Raw genomic sequence first — 18,127 nt, forward strand, 5'->3', positions numbered from 1 at the left:
ATGAGGTTTTTTTTATTGTTCTTAGTAAAAAGTTTCTTTAGCTTTCTAGAAGATTAGATTGTTCTTGTAATTGGTGATGAAACATCAAAATAAGTCCAATGCTTTTTTGTTCCAAGCGCTGACAATTATTAATAGCATTATCTATTTTCATAACCGTTCTGTCAAAACCTCCATTTTCAAAAAGATTACCAATTTCTTTTTTAAACTCACCTTCGTCAACAATAGCTTCTTTAAACTCTTTTGCATCATCAATGTTTGACATAGGAATGAATTCAGTTTCATCTATTTTATTCAAGTAAGTGTTATTAACTTCAGTTAGTTCCTTAACCTTGTTTTGAAAATTATTAATCTCAATTTGTTCAACTTCTGATTTAGATTGTAATCGTTGTAAATCATCAAAAATTGTGTTTTTTACATTAACTATTCCTTTATATATATCAATAATAACTTGGTGTTGCTTGTATATTTTCAACAACTCCTCTTGCTTATTGTTTTTAATAGCTAAGTTCAAATGAATAGCACAAAAACGAGTGTCCCAATCTTTAAAATTTTCATTAAATATTTTCTCACGTTCAGCAATCATGGTTTCATATCCTTTCTGAAGATCCTTCTTTCCGTATTCTTTTCCTTGAAAACTAAAAGAAACCTCCTTTGTAGTTCCCTGAGAAATTTCAACAGCTTTATTCATTAAGCTTTCAATTTCTTTTACAGGATTCATTAATCCAGTAAGACTTTCTTTTAAGTAGGTAATGTCTTTTTGGGAAACCGTTTCTCTTTCATTAGCTTTTTTAAGCAATTCATCATGAGAATTAATGAATAAAAACCTGTTTAAAAAGGTGTCTTGATATTCGGCAAGAAGTTCTTTTCCTTGCATTTCTTGAATTATGAAATTTTCAAACACCGTCGAAGTTGAAAATTCAAGAGACTCTTTACCCATGTATTGCTTATATACGAGTAATGTCATTTCTTCCTGAAGTTCGTTGGCCTCGTCAAAAAGTAACCAAGGAGAACGATCATCCGAATCACATTCAACATATGGAGCTTTTGCATTCTCCTGTCTTAAATTATTTGGCGGGTGACTCGCATACATGCTTACTTTCGAGTTTTCTGATGAAGAAAAATATTTCTTTCCACCCATTGCATGCTCAGGAAGGTTGATCAATTTTTCAAATTGAGAGTCTTTTATTTTCTCATGAGCTATTTGGTTATGAGTATATAAGTTTTTTGTAAATACTTTCTTCTTAGAGGCAAGGTAGGCATGTTCAATGGTGCTGTTCCAGTTTTCAAAACCAGCATCTAGTTTCCATAAAGCAGCAATAATAGCATCACTTCCTGAAGTACTTACAGCAACTTTATCTGCATTAAACTCCATTTCTCTTGATAATGAAGAGTACATAATGTTTAAAAACTGATAAAATAACGAAAGTGTTTGCCTGATAATCCATATAACAGGAGTAATAATCCAAGCCGCAAAAGATAATCGAATGTCTGAAGCCCTCCATTCGTCTAACAAATTATCCCAGCTATCTCTATTGTATATCATATCATGAATAATAGTATTTGCTGAATTGATATAGCTTCCAATTTTCATGGCTTTCTGAGCAAAATGCCCAAATTCATGAGTAATAACCGCTTTAAACTCAGTTAGGCTTAACGAATCTATAAGTCCTAATCCAATAGTAAGCTCTTTTTTTATAGGTAAAAATAAACTTAGCCAAATATTGGAGTATGATACATAGGCATTTACATCAGGATCAATATAAATGTTTTTAGGCTTTGGAGCTCCTGTTTCTTGACAGATCCTGGCTACAAATCCCCAAAGGTTTTGATGCTTTTGTTTATCTAGTTTGATCCTGTTTTGAGGTTTAGGATTTTTAAGCTTGAAAATAAACTTTAAAGTAAAAACAAAGAGCATAGCACTTCCGGCAACAGCTCCAATTTTCATTAAAATTGTTACTTTATTAACAGAGCCAATATCATAAATCAAAGCAAGATATGCTAAGTATCCAGTAGCAAAAACCAAGCAAGCATATAAAATAAAAAACAATATGATAGCCAGTATTGCTAGTATTGATTTTGTAATATAAGATGAAGGTAGTTTTGTGAAATTCTTAGAAATCCCTTTCGGGCTTTCTGGATAGTAATTGGTAGCAATCATTTTTAGTTTTCTTTTTTAATAGGGTAAATATACTAAAACAGAGTTAGTAAGAAACTTGTTTTGTGATTTTTTAATCAAATTACACATTATAGATGTGTTTAAGTGTTGTAACAAATACCAATCTTAGAAGTCTTATTTTAAAATACTTAATTATGAATATACTCAAAATTGTGAAGAAGCTATTGTTAATTTTAATAGTAGTAATTGGTGGGGGCTTTGTTATTTTTTTACTGAGTACATCATCTGTAAATAAGGAAATTTTGTTAGAAAACCCAGATGAACTATATAGTCGATTCGGTGATTTTGGCTCAGATGAAATTTTGAAAAAGAAAGAAGTTGACGGAGGAGCTTTTCAAATTTTAAAATCTTTTGGAACTTTTTTCCCTAGATTTAAAAGTATTAAACATTCTTCAGTGTATTCTATTGCGTATAAAAGTGATGATTTAACTGTGTCGGGAAGTCTTGTTGTTCCTAAAAAAGAAGGTAAGTATCCTTGTGTTATTTTTAATAGAGGAGGAAATAGGAATTATGGAAGATTAGATTTTCGAATGATTAATAAATACATGACCTTTTTAGCTGAACAAGGGTATGTAGTTATTGCATCAAATTATCGAGGGAATAATGGAGGAGAAGGGAAAGATGAATTAGGAGGTGAAGACGTACAAGATGTCTTGAACTTAATTCCTGTTTTATCTCAAATTGATAAAGCAGATACCTCTAGAATTGGAATATATGGTCATAGTAGAGGTGGAATGATGACGTATAAGGCATTAAGAGAGTCTAATAAATTTAAAGCCGCTGTGGTTTTAGCGGGAACGACGAATGCTTTTAATACAGTGAAAAACCGTCCTGAATTAGAAGAAAGAGTGCATTCGCAAATAATACCGAATTATAAAGAGGATAAAGAAAATCAATTAAAAGAACGCTCTGTAGTTTTTTGGGAAGATCAACTGAATAGAGTTCCTCTTTTAATGTTGCATGGAACAGCCGATAAATCAGTTGACTATAATCAGCCAATTGAGTTGGTAAATAAGTTTGAGTCCATTAAGTTTCCATATCAATTTGTAAGTTATAAGGCAGATGATCATAAACTGAGTAAGAATAGGAAAGATATGGAGAAAAGAGTAATTGATTGGTTTAACAAGTATTTACGCGATCAAAAAGCATTTAAGGAAACTGAAAAAATAATTGAGATTAAATAGAGCTTTCGAGGTGGTTTCTTTTCACCTCGAAAGCTTATTATATTAGCTCATACGAGTACCAAGTTCGTATACTTTGTTTAACCATTTTTTTCTTTGCTCGTCTGTTGAACTTTGAATAACAGAAAAGAAAGTAACCTTTACAGGAGAAATTCCGCAGAATTCTAAAATCGTTTTTTTGAATTGGTTAATAGCAGGTCTTTTCAAGAATAAATAATCATACCACGAAGGAGTATCAGAAGTTATGATAATTCGAGCTGTTCTACCTTTTAATAATTTCTTTGGAAAAGGTTTTCCTTCTACTGGTTGAAAGGTAATTCCTGGTAAAAATGCTCTGTCAATAAATCCTTTTAAAATAGCAGGATATCCACCCCACCATACTGGGAAAAACCAAACTAAATGATCTGCATTTTTAATTTTATCCAAAGCATTGAGCAAATCTGGTTCTAGGTCCATTCTCTTTCGATAACCAAATTTTAATACCGGGTCAAAATCTAAATCGATTAAATCGATCTGATCAATAATAGCATTTGATTTTTCCAGTCCTTGCCTATATGAATTAGCCAATGCATGATTAAAACTTTTTTTATCAGGATGACAGTTAATTATTAATACTTTTTTCATGATGTTTTTCTAAGTTTAACTATACCACAAAGAAAAACTCATTATAAAAAAAATGAAAGGACATATGTCCAATTAACATTACTCTATAAAAGAATCTTTACGTATTCTACTCAAGTGTCTTTGAGTAATACCTAAATAGGATGCCAAATAGTTTAATGGAATTGACTGTATGTATTCTGGATGATTTTTTAAAATGTGTTTATAACGCATTTCTGCTGTTTCTCGCTGAAGTAACATCATTCTATTTTCTAGTCCAATATATTCTTGTTCAGCAAGGGTTTTCATAAATTTTAACCAATTAATATTCGATTCCTGCAGTTTTAAAATATCTTCTTTAGAAATACTTAGCATTTCAATATCTGTTAAAGCTTGAATGCTTTCAGTCGTTTTTGTATCAGTGATAAGAGAGGTGTAGGCAGTTACAAAATTTCTTTCCCAGAAAAAACAATAGGTAACATCTTCGCCAGTTGATGATAGGTAAAATGAACGAAATAGTCCTTTGTTTATAAATGCTACTTCGTTACACATATTTCCAGCTTCAATAAAATAATCACCCTTTTTTAATTTTTTAAGAGTGGTTAATCTACTAAACTCTGAAATGTCTTTTTCAGTTAAAATATTAAAAGATGCAAGAAATTTTCTCATGTTAATTAAGGTTTTAGGGGTTAAAAATTGTCAGAAAATAAATAATGATATGATTTTACATTGTCCAAATACGCACCATCAAAACCAGCATCAATTATTTTCTTTAAGTATGAATTGTCATTACCATAAATAATGGAATGCCATTCAATTGACCAATATTTTACAAATATTTCATTTTCATAGCCTTTATAAGGTTTTACTAGCCAGTGAGGATCATTAATATTCCAGTTGTTGTTAAAATAATAACGATACTTCTCCGCAGAACCAATATTTAGATATGAAATAACAAGGCGTTTACCGCCATTTTCTTTTACTTTAATTTTTTGCAAATCTTCTTGAGTAAGTGGTCTTCCGTGGAAAAACAAGTCAATAAGGATAACATCAAAATTAGTGTTAGCTAAATTAGTAATTAATTCTTGTTTTGTAGAAAAATTACTAGCGTTGATCAGATAAAGATAGTTTTGGGCATCTTTTAGATTTAGAATGTCTTCACTATTTTCATTTTGAACTATAGTTGGAATATGAGTATAGTCATAATTAAAGCTCATTCTAGGGAAACTTAAAAAGCCTTCTCTATTGTTTTTTTGTATGGCATCTTCAAATAAAGTATCATCAGATAAATAGTCAGAAACCATAACCCGTTTATTTTCAGAAAACTTTTGAAGCATTGTAAGTCTATCATATATCGGAAGTTCATAACCATCATAAAATAAAGCTTCAATACCAAAACCATCAATTGCATTATTGAACTCTTGACTGAAACCACTTGCAGAGTTGTATTCCGTGTAAGCTAATTCGATGCCATTTTGAGGAATAATAATAAAGTTAGGCTTCTTTTGTTTAGCATATTGTGAAATCTGAATAACGAATTCGCGCATACTTTCTTCAGGATTTTCAGGAAGTTTCATTTCAATTTTTGAACAAGATGTGATACCAAGAAATAGCACAAAAATTAGTGTATAATTTTTATTAGACATGGGGGGATTGTTTAGGGGATTAAAATGTAAATTTAAACAAACCTATTATGAATGCAATTGCGATAATTGCATATTTTTTGTTTTAGTTAAAATTTAAAAAATAATAACATTCCACATTATCTAAGTAGGCACCATCAAAACCTGCATCTAAAATTTTCTTCATGTAAGAGTTGCTATTACCATATATTATTTTTTGCCACGGTTCTTCCCAAAACTGAGTCCAAAATTCGTCTTTATACCCTTCATATTCTTTCTTTAACCATGAAGGAGAACCTAATTTCCAATCAGGGTTCCAGTAGTACCTAAATTTTTCCGCAGCTCCAATATTAATATAGGAAATAACAAGACGTTTACCTCCGTTTTGCTTAATTTTTAGCTCGTTGATTTCTTTTAATGTGAATGGAGTTTCATTGAAAAAGAGATCTATTAAAAGTAAATCGTAATTTGTGTTTTTTAGTTTTTTAAGAAGTTGTTCTTTTGATTCGAAGTTTGAGAAGTTAATTAAATAAAGAAAGTTTTTAACTTCATTTAAAGAGTTAATATTTCTACTATTTTCATTATTTAAATTAGTTGGGATTTTTGAATAATCGTAATTGTCCTTACCTCTGGGAAAACTCGTAAAGCCTTCTTTATCGTTTCTTTGAACTGAACGATTAGTATATTTCTTTTTCTTCGCGTAATCACTTACTAGAATTTTCTTTGAATCCTTTAGTAAATTTAAAGCTTCTAACCTTTCTTTGGTATTCTTTTTTTTACTTGGATAAAATAAACTTTCAATACCAATCCCGTCAATTGAACAAACATAATTTTTGTGGGTTCCTTTTGAAAATTCAAGCTCGTTAAAACATAATTCAACACCATTTTGAGGAATAATATTAAACTTTGGATTAATTTTTTTAGCATATTTAGAAATTTCAATAATAAAGGACCTCATTTTCGCTGCAGAGCTGTCTATTTTGTGATATGGGAGGTAAGCTTTTTTGTTTGAAGGTGTATTAACTTTGTATGTTTCGTAGTAGGGGAAAATAGAAAAAGTTAAAAAATAGATTGCTATCAGTTTTTTCACAAAAATAGATTTAAGAGTTTAGGAGCTGTTTTTTTATCTAAAATTCAGGCAAAAGGTATGACTAAAAGCTGATAATCTGCCAAAAATGCAGGAAAATTATTTTGGTATAGTTCTGGATCAAAAAATAGTAGAATTAAAATAGTGAATAATTAATGAAATTTTTTTTAAAGCTTTTGTTAACCGCGTTTGCGGTAATTGTATTAGCGAAAATATTGCCTGGTGTGTTTGTAACTAGCTATATAACCGCATTAATTGTTGCTTTTACAATTGCGTTATTAAATATGGTGGTGCGTCCACTCTTGATATTTTTTACTTTACCAGCCACAATAGTTACGTTGGGGTTATTTCTCTTTGTAATAAATGCTCTCATTATTATGTTGGCCGATAAACTGGTAGATGGTTTTGCTGTTAATGGTTTTTTTACAGCACTTATATTTAGTGTGTTGTTATCAATATTTAGGTCATTTTTATTTACCCTCTTAAAAGAAGAAAAAAATAAAGAATAAACAAGGTGCTTAGATTCAGGATATAAGAGTTGAAATAAGTAGGAATAAAGAAAGTAATAATTCTTATGTCTAAAAGTCTTGGTTCTCAATAAGAAAAGTAGTAATTTTGCCCCCGATTTTAAAGAAACAGAATTTAAGATGAACATAACAAAAGAAAATGTAGATGCATTAAATGCAATTGTAAAAGTTGATATTGTTGCAGACGATTATAAAGAGAAAGTAGCGAAAGTATTAAATGATTACCGTAAAACAGCTAATATCCCAGGATTTAGAAAAGGTCATGTACCAATGGGAATGGTAAGAAAGCAATATGGTAAGGCAGTAATGATCGACGAGGTAAACAAGCTTTTACAAGAATCATTAAATAAATTCTTAGTTGAAGAAAAGTTAGATATTTTAGGTAATCCATTACCAAAAGTAAATGAAAGTTTTTCTTGGGATGCTGAGCAATTTTCTTTCGAATTTGAATTAGGATTGGCACCAGAATTTGATGTTGATTTAAAATCAAATAAAGTAAAGTCTTACAATATTGTAGCTACTGAAGAATTAATTGAAAAAGAGTTAGAAAATATTCAAACTCGTTATGGGAAATTAATTACTCAAGAAGAGGCTGAAGAGCACTCAAATGTTACAGGTACTTTTGTTAATGAAGAAAAAGAAATCAATAAAAAGTCAACTTTCTTAGTAAACGATTTAAAAGGAAAGAAAAACGAAAAGAAATTAATCGGAGCAAAAGTTGGTGATGTTATTGAATTAGAAACTAAAAAACTTTTTGAAGAAGATCATAAATTACAAAACGTTTTAGGTGTTTCTAAGGAAGATGCTGAAGATTTAGATATTAAAGTAACTTTTACAGTTGAAGAAATCAGTATTACTGAAAAAGCAGAGTTTGATCAAGAATTATTTGATAAGTTATTTGCTGATGGAAGTGTAAAAACAGTTACCGAATTAAAGGATAAGATAAAAGAAGACGCTGAAAAGCAATTCCAACAACAAGCAGATCAGCAATTATTAAATGCTGTTACTGAATCATTAGTTGAAAATACAAAATTCGATTTACCAAAAGAATTTTTACAAAAGTGGTTACAAACTGCTGGAGAAAAGCAATTGACAGCTGAGGAAGCAGTAAGCGAATACGAAAAGTCTGAGAAAGGATTACGTTATCAATTAATCGAAGGTAAGATTATGAAGGATAATGATATTAAGATAGACTATGCTGAGTTGGTTGACTATGCTAAAGGATTTATTAGATCTCAAATGGCTCAGTTTGGAAATGCTAATCCTGAAGAAAAAGAATTAGATGATATTGCAGGTAGAATTTTATCTAATCAGGAAGAAGCTCGTCGTTTACAAGAGCAATTAGTGTCTCAAAAATTAGTTGGTTTCTTTAAAGAAAACATAGAGTTTGATACTAAAGAGGTATCTTACGAAGAGTTTATTAAAGAAGTTTATAACGTTGACGCAAAGAAGTAACAGAGAATAAACGGATAAAAAAACCTGAACAGAACGTTCAGGTTTTTTTAGCGAAAAACTCTACTACAATATTAAGGTAATACTTCTTATATTTACATTTTATAACCAAAAAAACTTTTAACAATGGATTACGGAAAAGAGTTTGAAAAATACGCAACAAAACATCACGGTATTAGTAGTACTTATTTTGGTGAAATAACTAGTAGCCTTACACCATATATTATGGAAGAGCGTCAGTTAAATATCACTCAAATGGATGTTTTTTCTCGTTTAATGATGGATAGAATTATTTTCTTAGGAACCGGAATTAACGACCAAGTTGCGAATGTAATTCAAGCGCAATTATTATTCCTAGAAAGTGTTGATGCAACGAAAGATATTTCAATTTATATAAATTCACCAGGAGGAGGAGTGTATGCAGGATTAGGTATTTATGATACTATGCAGTTTATAAAACCTGATGTGGCTACAATTTGTACAGGTATGGCAGCTTCAATGGGAGCGGTATTAATGTGTGCAGGAGAAAAAGGAAAAAGATCAGCTTTACCTCACTCACGTATTATGATTCACCAACCATTAGGAGGAGCACAAGGACAGGCTTCTGATATGGAAATTACCGTGAAAGAGATTGGTAAATTGAAAAAAGAATTATACAATATTATTTCACACCATTCTGGACAACCATATGACAAAGTTCATGAGGATTCTGATAGAGATTATTGGATGAAAGCTGAAGAGGCGAAAGAATACGGAATGGTAGATGAGATTTTAACAAGAAAATAATAGATTAAAACAGTCGGACAAAGCTGACTAAAAGTTGATAAAATGTCGAAAGAAGAAAACTTACAATGTTCCTTTTGTGGGAGGAAAAAATCTGAAACTGATTTATTAATAGCAGGTTTAGATGCTCATATCTGCGATAAGTGTATTGAGCAAGCCTACGGAATTGTTCAAGAGGAAATTGCCGAAGCAAAAACAAGTGGCTTGTCTTCTGATTTAACATTGAAAAAGCCAAAAGAAATTAAGGCTTTCTTAGATGAGTATATTATTGGACAAGACGAAACTAAAAAAGCAATGTCAGTTGCCGTATATAATCATTACAAACGTTTATTACAAGCGGTAGATGATAACAACGATGTTGAAATTGAGAAATCAAATATTGTTTTAGTTGGTGAAACGGGAACCGGAAAAACATTGGTGGCAAGAACAATTGCAAAAATGTTAAATGTTCCTTTTTCAATAGTTGATGCAACGGTTTTAACTCAAGCAGGTTATGTAGGAGAGGACGTTGAAAGTATTTTAAGCCGTCTTTTACAAGCGGCAGATTACGATGTTGATAAGGCCGAGAAAGGAATCGTTTTCATTGATGAAATCGATAAAATTGCCCGTAAAGGTGATAATCCTTCTATTACTAGAGATGTCTCTGGAGAGGGAGTTCAACAGGCTTTATTGAAACTTTTAGAAGGTGCCGTTGTTAACGTAGCTCCTAAAGGAGGAAGAAAACATCCAGAGCAAAAGTTCATTGAGGTAAATACAAAAGATATTTTATTTATTGCAGGAGGAGCGTTTTCAGGAATCGATAGAGTTATTAGTAAGCGTTTGAATATGCAAGCTGTTGGTTATAGTGCATCTATTGATGAAGATAAAATCGATGAGAGTAATTTATTACAATACATTATTCCTTCTGACTTGAAGAACTTTGGTTTAATTCCTGAAATTATTGGACGTTTACCAGTGTTAAGTCATATGAATCCATTAGATGCTAAAACATTAAGAGCTATTTTAACGGAACCTAAAAACTCTATAATTAAACAATATGCGAAGCTTTTCGCAATGGATGGAGTAGAGTTTTCTGTAACGGAAGAAGCTTTGCAATTTATTGTTGAGAAAGCTATTGAGTATAAATTAGGAGCACGTGGTTTACGTTCGCTTTGTGAAGCTATATTAACTGAAGCTATGTTTGAACTTCCAAGTACGGATGAAAAGGAGTTTATCGTTGATAAAGCTTATGCTGAGGCTAAAATAACTAAGAACGCTTTAACAAAACTAAAGGCAGCATCTTAATAAGATAAACAATATAGACAATAAAAAAAAGCCTCAAAATGAGGCTTTTTTTTATTGTCTATATATTCTGCTGAGTTCATGGATCCAATCTCCCAGTTCTTTAGCATTCAACTTATATTTATGTTGTATAGCTTCTTTTTTACTTAATAAGTGAGCTTGACTTAATACAGCACGTTCGTATTCCGAAACAATGGCTAATTTGAATTTTTCAAGATAACTCTCTGCACTTTCTCCTACATGATTTGGTATTGAGAGTTTTCCGTATTTGGCTACCCAACTATCAAATAACTCAGGTTTAACCTTGTATTTCTTTCGTATTTCTTCTTTTTTCTTTTCAAGATAACTTTGTTCTAACACTAGCTGCTCATATTCTTCCACTGCAGACTGTTGAAATTTTTTGTAAAAGCTATTTGAGCTATCAACATTGTATAATGTTTTAGATTGATTTACATGAGTCATGTTTAGCTTTCCATTTTGTGCAACCCAGTTAGTTAGTTTTTGTGGATCAATATTATATTTTTTACTAATATCGTCGATATTATTTTTTAAGTGAATAGGATCTAAAACTAATTTATCGTATTCTCCAACTACTGATCGTTTAAACTTTTCAAAATAATTCGAAGCCGATGATGTTTCGTTTGAATTTGAAGTAGTTGTTGATGGTTGATCATTATTACCTAAAAGTTCGGAAATATCAGTGTTACTCTCGTTGTTTTCAACAACCTCAACCTTTGTAGCTTCTTCTACAATTGTGCCGCTTTTTTCCTCATATGATAGTTTACTGTCTTTATACCAATTATCAGAAAACTTATCATAAATCTCTTTTGAAATTAAAATCTTTCCTTCCTTATTACCAGTAGCGTCCATATTTTCTAAAATACTACACTGGCTAATATCTAGTAAGGTTAATCTGTTATTATTACAAAATAGATCCTTTAATTCTGGTTTACTCCCTAAAATAAGTTTGCTTAATTTATTATAATCACAACTAAGCGCAAAAAGAACAGGATTGTTACTAACATTTAACTCTTCAATTTTATTATTACTACAATTTAAAAATGAAAGTTTTGGGTTGTTAGATAAATCTATTTTTTTTATATCATTACCAGAGCAATCTAATCTTGTTAAATTAGGAAAATGTTCAATTCCGGTAAGATCCTTAATTTTAGAATTAACGTTTGTTAAATACTTGTTTTCTAATGGAGAATTTATATTTAAGTTTACAATGTATTGTGCATCACTTACTAAAATAGTCCCGTTTAAACCGTTTGAATCATAATTTAAATCAATTAAAGCTTCCTCAAGTCCTAAATCAGGAATCTTTATAGTTTCCTGAGCAAAAGCACTAATTGAAAGTAAAATAAAAATGCAGCAGGTATTTATTAACTTCATAATTAAAGAGATTTTGCGCCAAATTTATATATTTATATGGTTTTAGACAATTAAAAATAGACTAGGTTTAAACAAGGAGACAAAACCACTATCTTTGCGAATTATTTTTTTGAAATTTTATGATTACCCAACAAACCATTGATAAAGTTTTTGATGTTGCCAGAGTCGAAGAGGTGATAGGTGAGTTTGTACAGTTAAAAAAGGCGGGAAGTAATTTTAAAGGATTGAGTCCTTTTACAGATGAAAAAACACCATCATTTGTTGTATCGCCTGTTAAGCAAATTTGGAAAGATTTTAGTACGGGAAAAGGAGGGAATTCTGTTTCATTTTTAATGGAACATGAGCACTATACCTATCCTGAAGCCATCAAATGGTTGGCGAAGAAATACAATATTGAAATAGAAGAAACGGAGCAGTCTGATGAGCAGAAGCAACAATTAAATGAACGTGAAAGTATGTTCCTTGTTTCTAAATTTGCGAAGGATTACTTTCATGAACTCCTAATGAATTCACAAACCGGAAGAGCTATTGGGCTTTCTTATTTCAAAGAGAGAGGGTTTAGAGAGGACATCATTGAAAAGTTCGATTTAGGGTATTGTAAAGATGAATGGGATAATTTTACCAATGCGGCTTTAGCAAAAGGATATGATCTAAAATATCTGAAAGAAACTGGTTTAACCATTGTAAAGGAAGGTGGAGCTCAGGATAAGAAATTTGACCGTTTTAAAGGAAGAGTAATGTTCCCAATACACAGTATGTCGGGAAGAATCCTTGGGTTTGGAGGTCGAATTCTTACGAATGATAAAAAGGCAGCAAAATATTTAAATTCCCCTGAAAGTGATATTTACCATAAAAGTAAAATTCTATATGGATTGTATCATGCAAAAAAGGAAATAGCCAAACTAGACAATTGTTTTTTAGTTGAAGGATATACAGATGTAATATCATTTCATCAATCAGGAGTAGAAAATGTGGTAGCTTCTTCAGGAACGGCGCTAACTCCAGATCAAATTCGGCTTATAAATAGATTAACAAAAAATATAACCGTTCTATTTGATGGTGATGCTGCGGGTATCAGAGCTTCAATTAGAGGGATTGATTTAATATTAGAACAAGGTTTAAATGTTCGAGTGGTTTCTTTTCCCGAAGGAGAAGATCCAGATAGTTTTGCGAAAAGTCATTCAAGTGCAGAGTTAAAGCAATATCTTGAAGAAAAAGCGCAAGACTTTATTGAGTTTAAGGTATCCATGTTAATGGAAGATGCTCAAAACGATCCTGTTAAAAAAGCTGGACTTATACGAGATATTGTAACTAGTATTTCTAAAATTCCTGATGGTATACAAAGAGAGGTGTACGTTCAGGAATGTGCTAGAATAATGGATATTTCCGAACAAGTTCTGTTTAGTGAGTTGGCACAATTATTGCAACGAAGTGGGGCAGGGGGAAGTTCAAAAGGTAGTCTTTCAAGACCTACTAGGAGCGGAGCATCTGATGAGGCTGCTTCACCAAAAGGGAAGGGAATGGAAGTTTTGAGAGCCAGAGGCAAAGGAAAACAGGTTCACAATATAGATCAAGTATCCATTCTTGAAAAAGAGATTATTAGAATTCTTCTATTATATGGTAATGAAATAGTTGAGTTTGTAAATTGGGTTGATTCTCATGATAAATATGGTAAACCTATTTTAGAGAAAGAGGAATACCAGAATACAGTGTTTAATGAACTGTATTTGAATTTACAAGAGGATGAAATCGAATTTTCAAATGAAATTTTCAGGCTCACGTATCATGCATTGGTCAATCAATTGAATCAGCGAGAAAAAATAGTGATTGATGAGTTGATAATGCATGAAAATACAGAAGTATCTGGATTGGTGACTAATATATTGATGGATGAAGAACGATATATTTTAAGTAATTGGGAGAAAAAAGAGGTTCATATTACAGGTATTGAGAAGCTTTTACCTAAGTTAGTGACAGATGCGATATTAAATTTAAGAAGAGTATTGATTGATAAGAAGATTAAGGGAGTTATGGAAGATATTCGAAACGAAGTAATGGAAGTTGATTTGGAAGAAATAAACAACTATAACGCACTTAGAACTCTACTATCAGAGAAGTTAAATAGAGTAGTTTAAATGCTTTAATTGTTAAAAAAGGTGATTTTCCTCTGGTGGAATTCGAATTTATTTATACTTTTTTTCTAAATTAGCCCCGAAAAGAACAAGAAATCAAACCAAAAGATCATGAAAAAGTTACTGCAGTTTTTTGAACTAATTAGATTATTAATCTTACTTCCGTTTAAGATATCTAATGGTAAAAAAAAGCAGGCATACAAGAAAATAAAGCAACAGATGATTTCTGTGAACTTACTTTAGTTCATCAGGTATTTCACATACTGGAATAGGAATCATTTTGTGTTGGTTTATACGATTTAATCGGGTGTAAATTTTATATACTTCCGATTGTCTTCCTGTAAAGTCCTCTAAGGCTTTGCCTTGGTTTTGCATGTCCATAGCCCATTCAAGTTCATCATACGAAGCTCCAATTTGATCTTCATCTGTACGACTATCTCCAAATAACCCATCCGTCGGTTGTGCTTTTTGAATAGAATCAGGTACTCCTAACTGAGCAGCTAAAGCATAAACTTCAGACTTTACTAAATCAGCAATAGGACTTAAATCTACACCACCATCACCATACTTAGTGAAAAAACCAACTCCAAAATCTTCAACTTTATTACCAGTTCCAGCAACGAGTAGCCCGTGAAGTCCCGCAAAGTAGTACAATGTTGTCATTCTTAATCGGGCCCTAGTATTAGCTAAAGCTAAATCTACTTTAGGAGACGAATCTGTTTTTGGTACTACTGTCTTAAAGTCTTCAAAAGTACTAGTGAGGTTTACTTCGGCCTCGCTCACATTACTAAAGCGTTCTCTTAATTGTTTTATATGTTCGTTGGCGCGATTAACTTGACTTTCTGCTTGGTGAATAGGGAGTTCTACACATAAGGTAGGTAAGCCTGTTTTAGCACATAAAGTAGACGTAACAGCACTATCGATTCCTCCCGAAATCCCAACTACAAATCCATTTACTTTAGCATTGGTAGCATACTCTTTTAACCAGTTTACAATATAATCAATAACTTTAGGTGTGTTCATATAATCCGTTTTTCTTTTAGATGAGTTTTCTTTCGATGAAACTAATTTAGTAATTTCGACGTTGTAAAAGTTAAATGTAAATAATTATAGTTAATGCGGAAAATTATAGCTCTTTTTTTGGTTATTATTTTAATGTCTTGTGAAAAAGAGAATAAACTAGATGTTGATGTTTCAAAGGTTAAAGTCACTTTCGAATTAGATAGATTTGATAAGGATTTTTATGAAAGTAAGAAGGGGTTAAATGAACTGAAGAATTTATATCCTTTTCTTTTTCCACACTTTGTAAATGATTCAGTTTGGAATAATAAGAGAGTTGATTCGGATGAATTGGAGTTATTTAAAGAAACTGAGAAGATATATGCAGATATAAATGATGTAGAAAATCAATTAAGAACATTATTCAAACATATTAAATATTATAATCCAAAGTTTCAAAGTCCGAGAGTAATAACTATGCTTACAAACATAGATTATGAGAATAGGGTGGTATATAGAGATAGTTTATTACTTGTCTCATTAGATGCATATTTAGGAGAGAAACATAAGTTTTATGGTGATTATCCTGCCTATGTAAAACAGAATAATAAGAAAGAGAATATTGTAGTTGATGTAGCTTCTAAGATTATAGACCAGCAAGTACTCCCGAAGACTAATAGAACCTTTATAGATAAAATGATTTACAAAGGAAAAAAAATGTATTTAAAAGATACTTATTTAACGGAGTTACCAGATTATTTAAAGATTGGCTATAGTAAAGAGAAATTTGATTGGGCATTGGCGAATGAGGAAGAAATATGGCGTTATTTTATGGAAAAAGATTTACTGTTTAGTACAGATAAAAGTTTAGATAAAAGGTTTTTGGATATCGCTCCTTTTTCGAAGTTTTATATGGGGCAAGATAATTTATCACCAGGTCGAATAGGAGAGTGGATTGGATGGGAAATAGTCAAGTCATATATGAAAAATAATGACGTATCTTTGCATGAGTTAATAAGAACAAGCGAAGAGGAAATCTTCATAAAATCAAAATACAAACCTAGAAGATAATGAGTATTGCACATAAGTCAAAGATTACATTTACTGTTGGACTAGATGAAAACAGAGTGCCAGAGGAAATTTCATGGAATGCTGAAGATGGAGGTATAAAAAATTCGCCCTCAAAAGCTGTGATGTTATCAGTTTGGGATCATAAGAAAAAAGACACCTTACGAATGGATTTGTGGACAAAAGATATGCCAGTTGATGAAATGAAGCAGTTTTTTCATCAGACTTTAGTGTCTATGGCGAATACCTTTGAAAGAGCTACAAATGATGAGAAGATGAGTGCCACAATGAAAGATTTCTGTGATTATTTTGCGGAGAAATTGGAACTAATCGAAAAATAAAAAAAGCTGTCAATTGACAGCTTTTTTTAATGGTTTTTTATCAGGTTGATTACATATTTGTAATCTTCAATATTATTTACGAAATCTAATTGAGAAACGTCCACAATCAATACATTTAAGTTTTGTTGTTGTGTATTGATAAAGTTGATATATCCATCATGTATTTTTTGTAAATAACTAGCTTCTATATTCTGCTCATAATCTCTACCTCTCTTTTTAATGTTTTGGAGTAGCCTATCTGTATTTTGATAGAGATATACATACAAATCGGGTTTTGTAATTTCCTTGTACATTAAATCAAACATTTTACGATACAACTTATATTCATCGTTTTGTAAAGTGATTTGCGCAAAAATTAGAGACTTAAAAATATAGTAATCTGAAACAATAAAGTTTTTAAACAAATCAAATTGAGCTAAGTCATCAGATAATTGCTGATATCTATCTGCAAGAAAACTCATTTCTAAAGGAAAAGCATAACGCTCATTATCCTCATAAAACTTAGGTAAAAATGGATTGTCAGCAAATCGTTCTAATACTATTTTTGCATTAAATTCGTCTGCCATCATGTTGGTTAACGACGTTTTTCCAGCTCCAATATTTCCCTCGATAGCTATGTAATTATACTTCTCGGTAATTGGAATAGGACGTACTAATTTATCTGAAATAATTGTTATGTCTGACTTGTCATCACAGTTTTTTAGGCAATCACTTAGTTTTATCTTTTCAATAGGGTGAAGCATTTTGCCAGCAATTTCTGCAAGAGGAGCAAGTGCAAACTTACGCTCCAGCATTCTTGGATGAGGAACAATAAGATCTTGTGAAAAGATGATTTCGTCTTCAAAAAGCAAAATGTCGATATCAATATTTCTATCCGAATAGCCATTGGTGCTCCCTCTTTCTCTTCCCAATTCTTTTTCAATAGCCAATAAGTCATTAATCAATATATCAGGAGGTAGGTAAGTAGATACTTCAATACAAGTATTATAAAAGTTATCACTGTCAAAACCCCAAGAAGGTGTTTCGTAAATAGAGGCTACTTTAAGAACAGAACCAATTTTATCTGCAATTAAATTGACTGCATTTTGAAGGTTTTTAAGCTTATCTCCTTGGTTTGTTCCTAATGAAAGGTATGTAATTCGTTGTATTTTCAACCGATAAAGTTTTATTTAAATCTCTATTCTTCTTAATTGTATGATCAAAATAGGTTGATAATTAAAGCCAATTATACCCTTAATTTTATGCATATAATCAGAAATATTTAATATTTAAAAGAGAAACCTATTTGTAGAATGCAAAGAAAAATAAAACTAAGTCAAATAGAACATAAAAGTTTAATTATTTTAAAAAGGTAGGGTAATTCGCTATCTGGTTGTTTTATTGATGAATTTCTTAATAGAGTAAGGTTTTTTGTAGGGTCTTAATTGGGGAATTATGATCTTAATTTTCACAAAAATCTCTTAATTTAAAAAAAAGGCTACCA

General features: G+C 31.1%; 17 protein-coding genes. 9 read left to right on the forward strand and 8 right to left on the reverse strand.

Translation table 11 applies throughout. The features are described 5' to 3' along the window. Window positions 1–37: 37 nt before the first annotated feature. Complete coding sequence (locus tag ACKTTV_RS18170; protein ID WP_408032298.1) at window positions 38–2,158, reverse strand: M48 family metallopeptidase; 2,121 nt, start codon at window positions 2,156–2,158, stop codon at window positions 38–40. Between the two features lie 152 nt (window positions 2,159–2,310). On the opposite strand from ACKTTV_RS18170, the gene ACKTTV_RS18175 reads away from it, so the two are divergent. After that, entirely contained in the window at window positions 2,311–3,360 is a 1,050-nt protein-coding gene (locus ACKTTV_RS18175) for an alpha/beta hydrolase family protein (protein ID WP_408032299.1), read from the forward strand. Window positions 3,361–3,402: 42 nt separating this feature from the next. Here the strand turns inward: ACKTTV_RS18175 and ACKTTV_RS18180 are convergent, their stop codons facing one another. The 4 genes from ACKTTV_RS18180 to ACKTTV_RS18195 form a co-directional block, all read right to left on the reverse strand. Beyond that, window positions 3,403–3,981, reverse strand: a complete 579-nt coding sequence (locus ACKTTV_RS18180; RefSeq protein WP_408032300.1) for an NAD(P)H-dependent oxidoreductase — start codon at window positions 3,979–3,981, stop codon at window positions 3,403–3,405. A 78-nt stretch (window positions 3,982–4,059) separates the two neighbouring features. Then, window positions 4,060–4,626: a Crp/Fnr family transcriptional regulator gene (locus ACKTTV_RS18185; RefSeq protein WP_408032301.1), complete on the reverse strand. Its 567-nt coding sequence runs from the start codon at window positions 4,624–4,626 to the stop codon at window positions 4,060–4,062. Between the two features lie 20 nt (window positions 4,627–4,646). Next, window positions 4,647–5,603 carry an endo alpha-1,4 polygalactosaminidase gene (locus ACKTTV_RS18190; RefSeq protein WP_408032302.1) on the reverse strand — a complete coding sequence of 319 codons (957 nt, stop codon included), beginning with the start codon at window positions 5,601–5,603 and terminating at the stop codon, window positions 4,647–4,649. Window positions 5,604–5,685: 82 nt separating this feature from the next. Then, a complete protein-coding gene (locus ACKTTV_RS18195) occupies window positions 5,686–6,669 on the reverse strand; it encodes an endo alpha-1,4 polygalactosaminidase (protein ID WP_408032303.1) in 984 nt (327 codons plus the stop codon). 152 nt (window positions 6,670–6,821) lie between these two features. Here ACKTTV_RS18195 and ACKTTV_RS18200 point away from each other — a divergent pair, with 152 nt between their 5' ends. The 4 genes from ACKTTV_RS18200 to clpX all read left to right on the forward strand — a co-directional run bounded on the left by ACKTTV_RS18200 (window position 6,822) and on the right by clpX (window position 10,712). Further along, entirely contained in the window at window positions 6,822–7,175 is a 354-nt protein-coding gene (locus ACKTTV_RS18200) for a phage holin family protein (RefSeq protein WP_408032304.1), read from the forward strand. A gap of 138 nt (window positions 7,176–7,313) precedes the next feature. Then, on the forward strand, window positions 7,314–8,648 hold the full coding sequence (gene tig / locus ACKTTV_RS18205; RefSeq protein WP_408032305.1) for a trigger factor: 1,335 nt from the start codon (window positions 7,314–7,316) through the stop codon (window positions 8,646–8,648). A 123-nt stretch (window positions 8,649–8,771) separates the two neighbouring features. Beyond that, window positions 8,772–9,431, forward strand: a complete 660-nt coding sequence (clpP, locus tag ACKTTV_RS18210; protein ID WP_408032306.1) for an ATP-dependent Clp endopeptidase proteolytic subunit ClpP — start codon at window positions 8,772–8,774, stop codon at window positions 9,429–9,431. A gap of 42 nt (window positions 9,432–9,473) precedes the next feature. Next, the gene (clpX, locus tag ACKTTV_RS18215; RefSeq protein ID WP_408032307.1) at window positions 9,474–10,712 is read left to right on the forward strand and encodes an ATP-dependent Clp protease ATP-binding subunit ClpX; all 1,239 of its coding nucleotides are present in this window, start codon (window positions 9,474–9,476) and stop codon (window positions 10,710–10,712) included. A gap of 51 nt (window positions 10,713–10,763) precedes the next feature. Here the strand turns inward: clpX and ACKTTV_RS18220 are convergent, their stop codons facing one another. Further along, the gene (locus ACKTTV_RS18220) at window positions 10,764–12,104 is read right to left on the reverse strand and encodes a leucine-rich repeat domain-containing protein (RefSeq protein ID WP_408032308.1); all 1,341 of its coding nucleotides are present in this window, start codon (window positions 12,102–12,104) and stop codon (window positions 10,764–10,766) included. Window positions 12,105–12,223: 119 nt separating this feature from the next. On the opposite strand from ACKTTV_RS18220, the gene dnaG reads away from it, so the two are divergent. Then, window positions 12,224–14,239 carry a DNA primase gene (gene dnaG, locus ACKTTV_RS18225; protein ID WP_408032309.1) on the forward strand — a complete coding sequence of 672 codons (2,016 nt, stop codon included), beginning with the start codon at window positions 12,224–12,226 and terminating at the stop codon, window positions 14,237–14,239. Between the two features lie 108 nt (window positions 14,240–14,347). Beyond that, window positions 14,348–14,479, forward strand: a complete 132-nt coding sequence (locus ACKTTV_RS18230) for a hypothetical protein (protein WP_408032310.1) — start codon at window positions 14,348–14,350, stop codon at window positions 14,477–14,479. Here ACKTTV_RS18230 and nadE read toward each other — a convergent pair. Beyond that, window positions 14,471–15,259 (reverse strand): NAD(+) synthase, encoded by a 789-nt coding sequence (gene nadE / locus ACKTTV_RS18235; RefSeq protein WP_408032311.1) that lies wholly within the window; start codon window positions 15,257–15,259, stop codon window positions 14,471–14,473. The two genes, ACKTTV_RS18230 and nadE, sit on opposite strands and share 9 nt — an antisense overlap. A gap of 93 nt (window positions 15,260–15,352) precedes the next feature. On the opposite strand from nadE, the gene gldB reads away from it, so the two are divergent. Both gldB and gldC read left to right on the forward strand, forming a co-directional pair. Continuing rightward, on the forward strand, window positions 15,353–16,306 hold the full coding sequence (gene gldB / locus ACKTTV_RS18240; RefSeq protein ID WP_408032312.1) for a gliding motility lipoprotein GldB: 954 nt from the start codon (window positions 15,353–15,355) through the stop codon (window positions 16,304–16,306). Next, entirely contained in the window at window positions 16,306–16,644 is a 339-nt protein-coding gene (gene gldC / locus ACKTTV_RS18245) for a gliding motility protein GldC (protein ID WP_408032313.1), read from the forward strand. Before gldB ends, gldC begins: the two co-directional genes overlap by 1 nt. A gap of 26 nt (window positions 16,645–16,670) precedes the next feature. Here the strand turns inward: gldC and folK are convergent, their stop codons facing one another. After that, the gene (gene folK / locus ACKTTV_RS18250; RefSeq protein WP_408032314.1) at window positions 16,671–17,798 is read right to left on the reverse strand and encodes a 2-amino-4-hydroxy-6-hydroxymethyldihydropteridine diphosphokinase; all 1,128 of its coding nucleotides are present in this window, start codon (window positions 17,796–17,798) and stop codon (window positions 16,671–16,673) included. Between the last annotated feature and the right edge of the window lie 329 nt (window positions 17,799–18,127).

This window comes from Tenacibaculum xiamenense (assembly GCF_964513065.1).
Classification (GTDB): Bacteria; Bacteroidota; Bacteroidia; order Flavobacteriales; family Flavobacteriaceae; genus Polaribacter; species Polaribacter xiamenense.

Coding starts and splice junctions, on each gene's coding strand:
- ACKTTV_RS18175 (WP_408032299.1), top strand. CDS start 2,311: ATGAATATACTCAAAATTGTGAAGAAGCTATTGTTAATTTTAATAGTA.
- tig (WP_408032305.1), top strand. CDS start 7,314: ATGAACATAACAAAAGAAAATGTAGATGCATTAAATGCAATTGTAAAA.
- ACKTTV_RS18230 (WP_408032310.1), top strand. CDS start 14,348: ATGAAAAAGTTACTGCAGTTTTTTGAACTAATTAGATTATTAATCTTA.
- ACKTTV_RS18170 (WP_408032298.1), bottom strand. CDS start 2,158: ATGATTGCTACCAATTACTATCCAGAAAGCCCGAAAGGGATTTCTAAG.
- gldB (WP_408032312.1), top strand. CDS start 15,353: ATGCGGAAAATTATAGCTCTTTTTTTGGTTATTATTTTAATGTCTTGT.
- ACKTTV_RS18180 (WP_408032300.1), bottom strand. CDS start 3,981: ATGAAAAAAGTATTAATAATTAACTGTCATCCTGATAAAAAAAGTTTT.
- clpX (WP_408032307.1), top strand. CDS start 9,474: ATGTCGAAAGAAGAAAACTTACAATGTTCCTTTTGTGGGAGGAAAAAA.
- ACKTTV_RS18190 (WP_408032302.1), bottom strand. CDS start 5,603: ATGTCTAATAAAAATTATACACTAATTTTTGTGCTATTTCTTGGTATC.
- ACKTTV_RS18220 (WP_408032308.1), bottom strand. CDS start 12,104: ATGAAGTTAATAAATACCTGCTGCATTTTTATTTTACTTTCAATTAGT.
- nadE (WP_408032311.1), bottom strand. CDS start 15,259: ATGAACACACCTAAAGTTATTGATTATATTGTAAACTGGTTAAAAGAG.
- dnaG (WP_408032309.1), top strand. CDS start 12,224: ATGATTACCCAACAAACCATTGATAAAGTTTTTGATGTTGCCAGAGTC.
- ACKTTV_RS18185 (WP_408032301.1), bottom strand. CDS start 4,626: ATGAGAAAATTTCTTGCATCTTTTAATATTTTAACTGAAAAAGACATT.
- clpP (WP_408032306.1), top strand. CDS start 8,772: ATGGATTACGGAAAAGAGTTTGAAAAATACGCAACAAAACATCACGGT.
- gldC (WP_408032313.1), top strand. CDS start 16,306: ATGAGTATTGCACATAAGTCAAAGATTACATTTACTGTTGGACTAGAT.
- ACKTTV_RS18200 (WP_408032304.1), top strand. CDS start 6,822: ATGAAATTTTTTTTAAAGCTTTTGTTAACCGCGTTTGCGGTAATTGTA.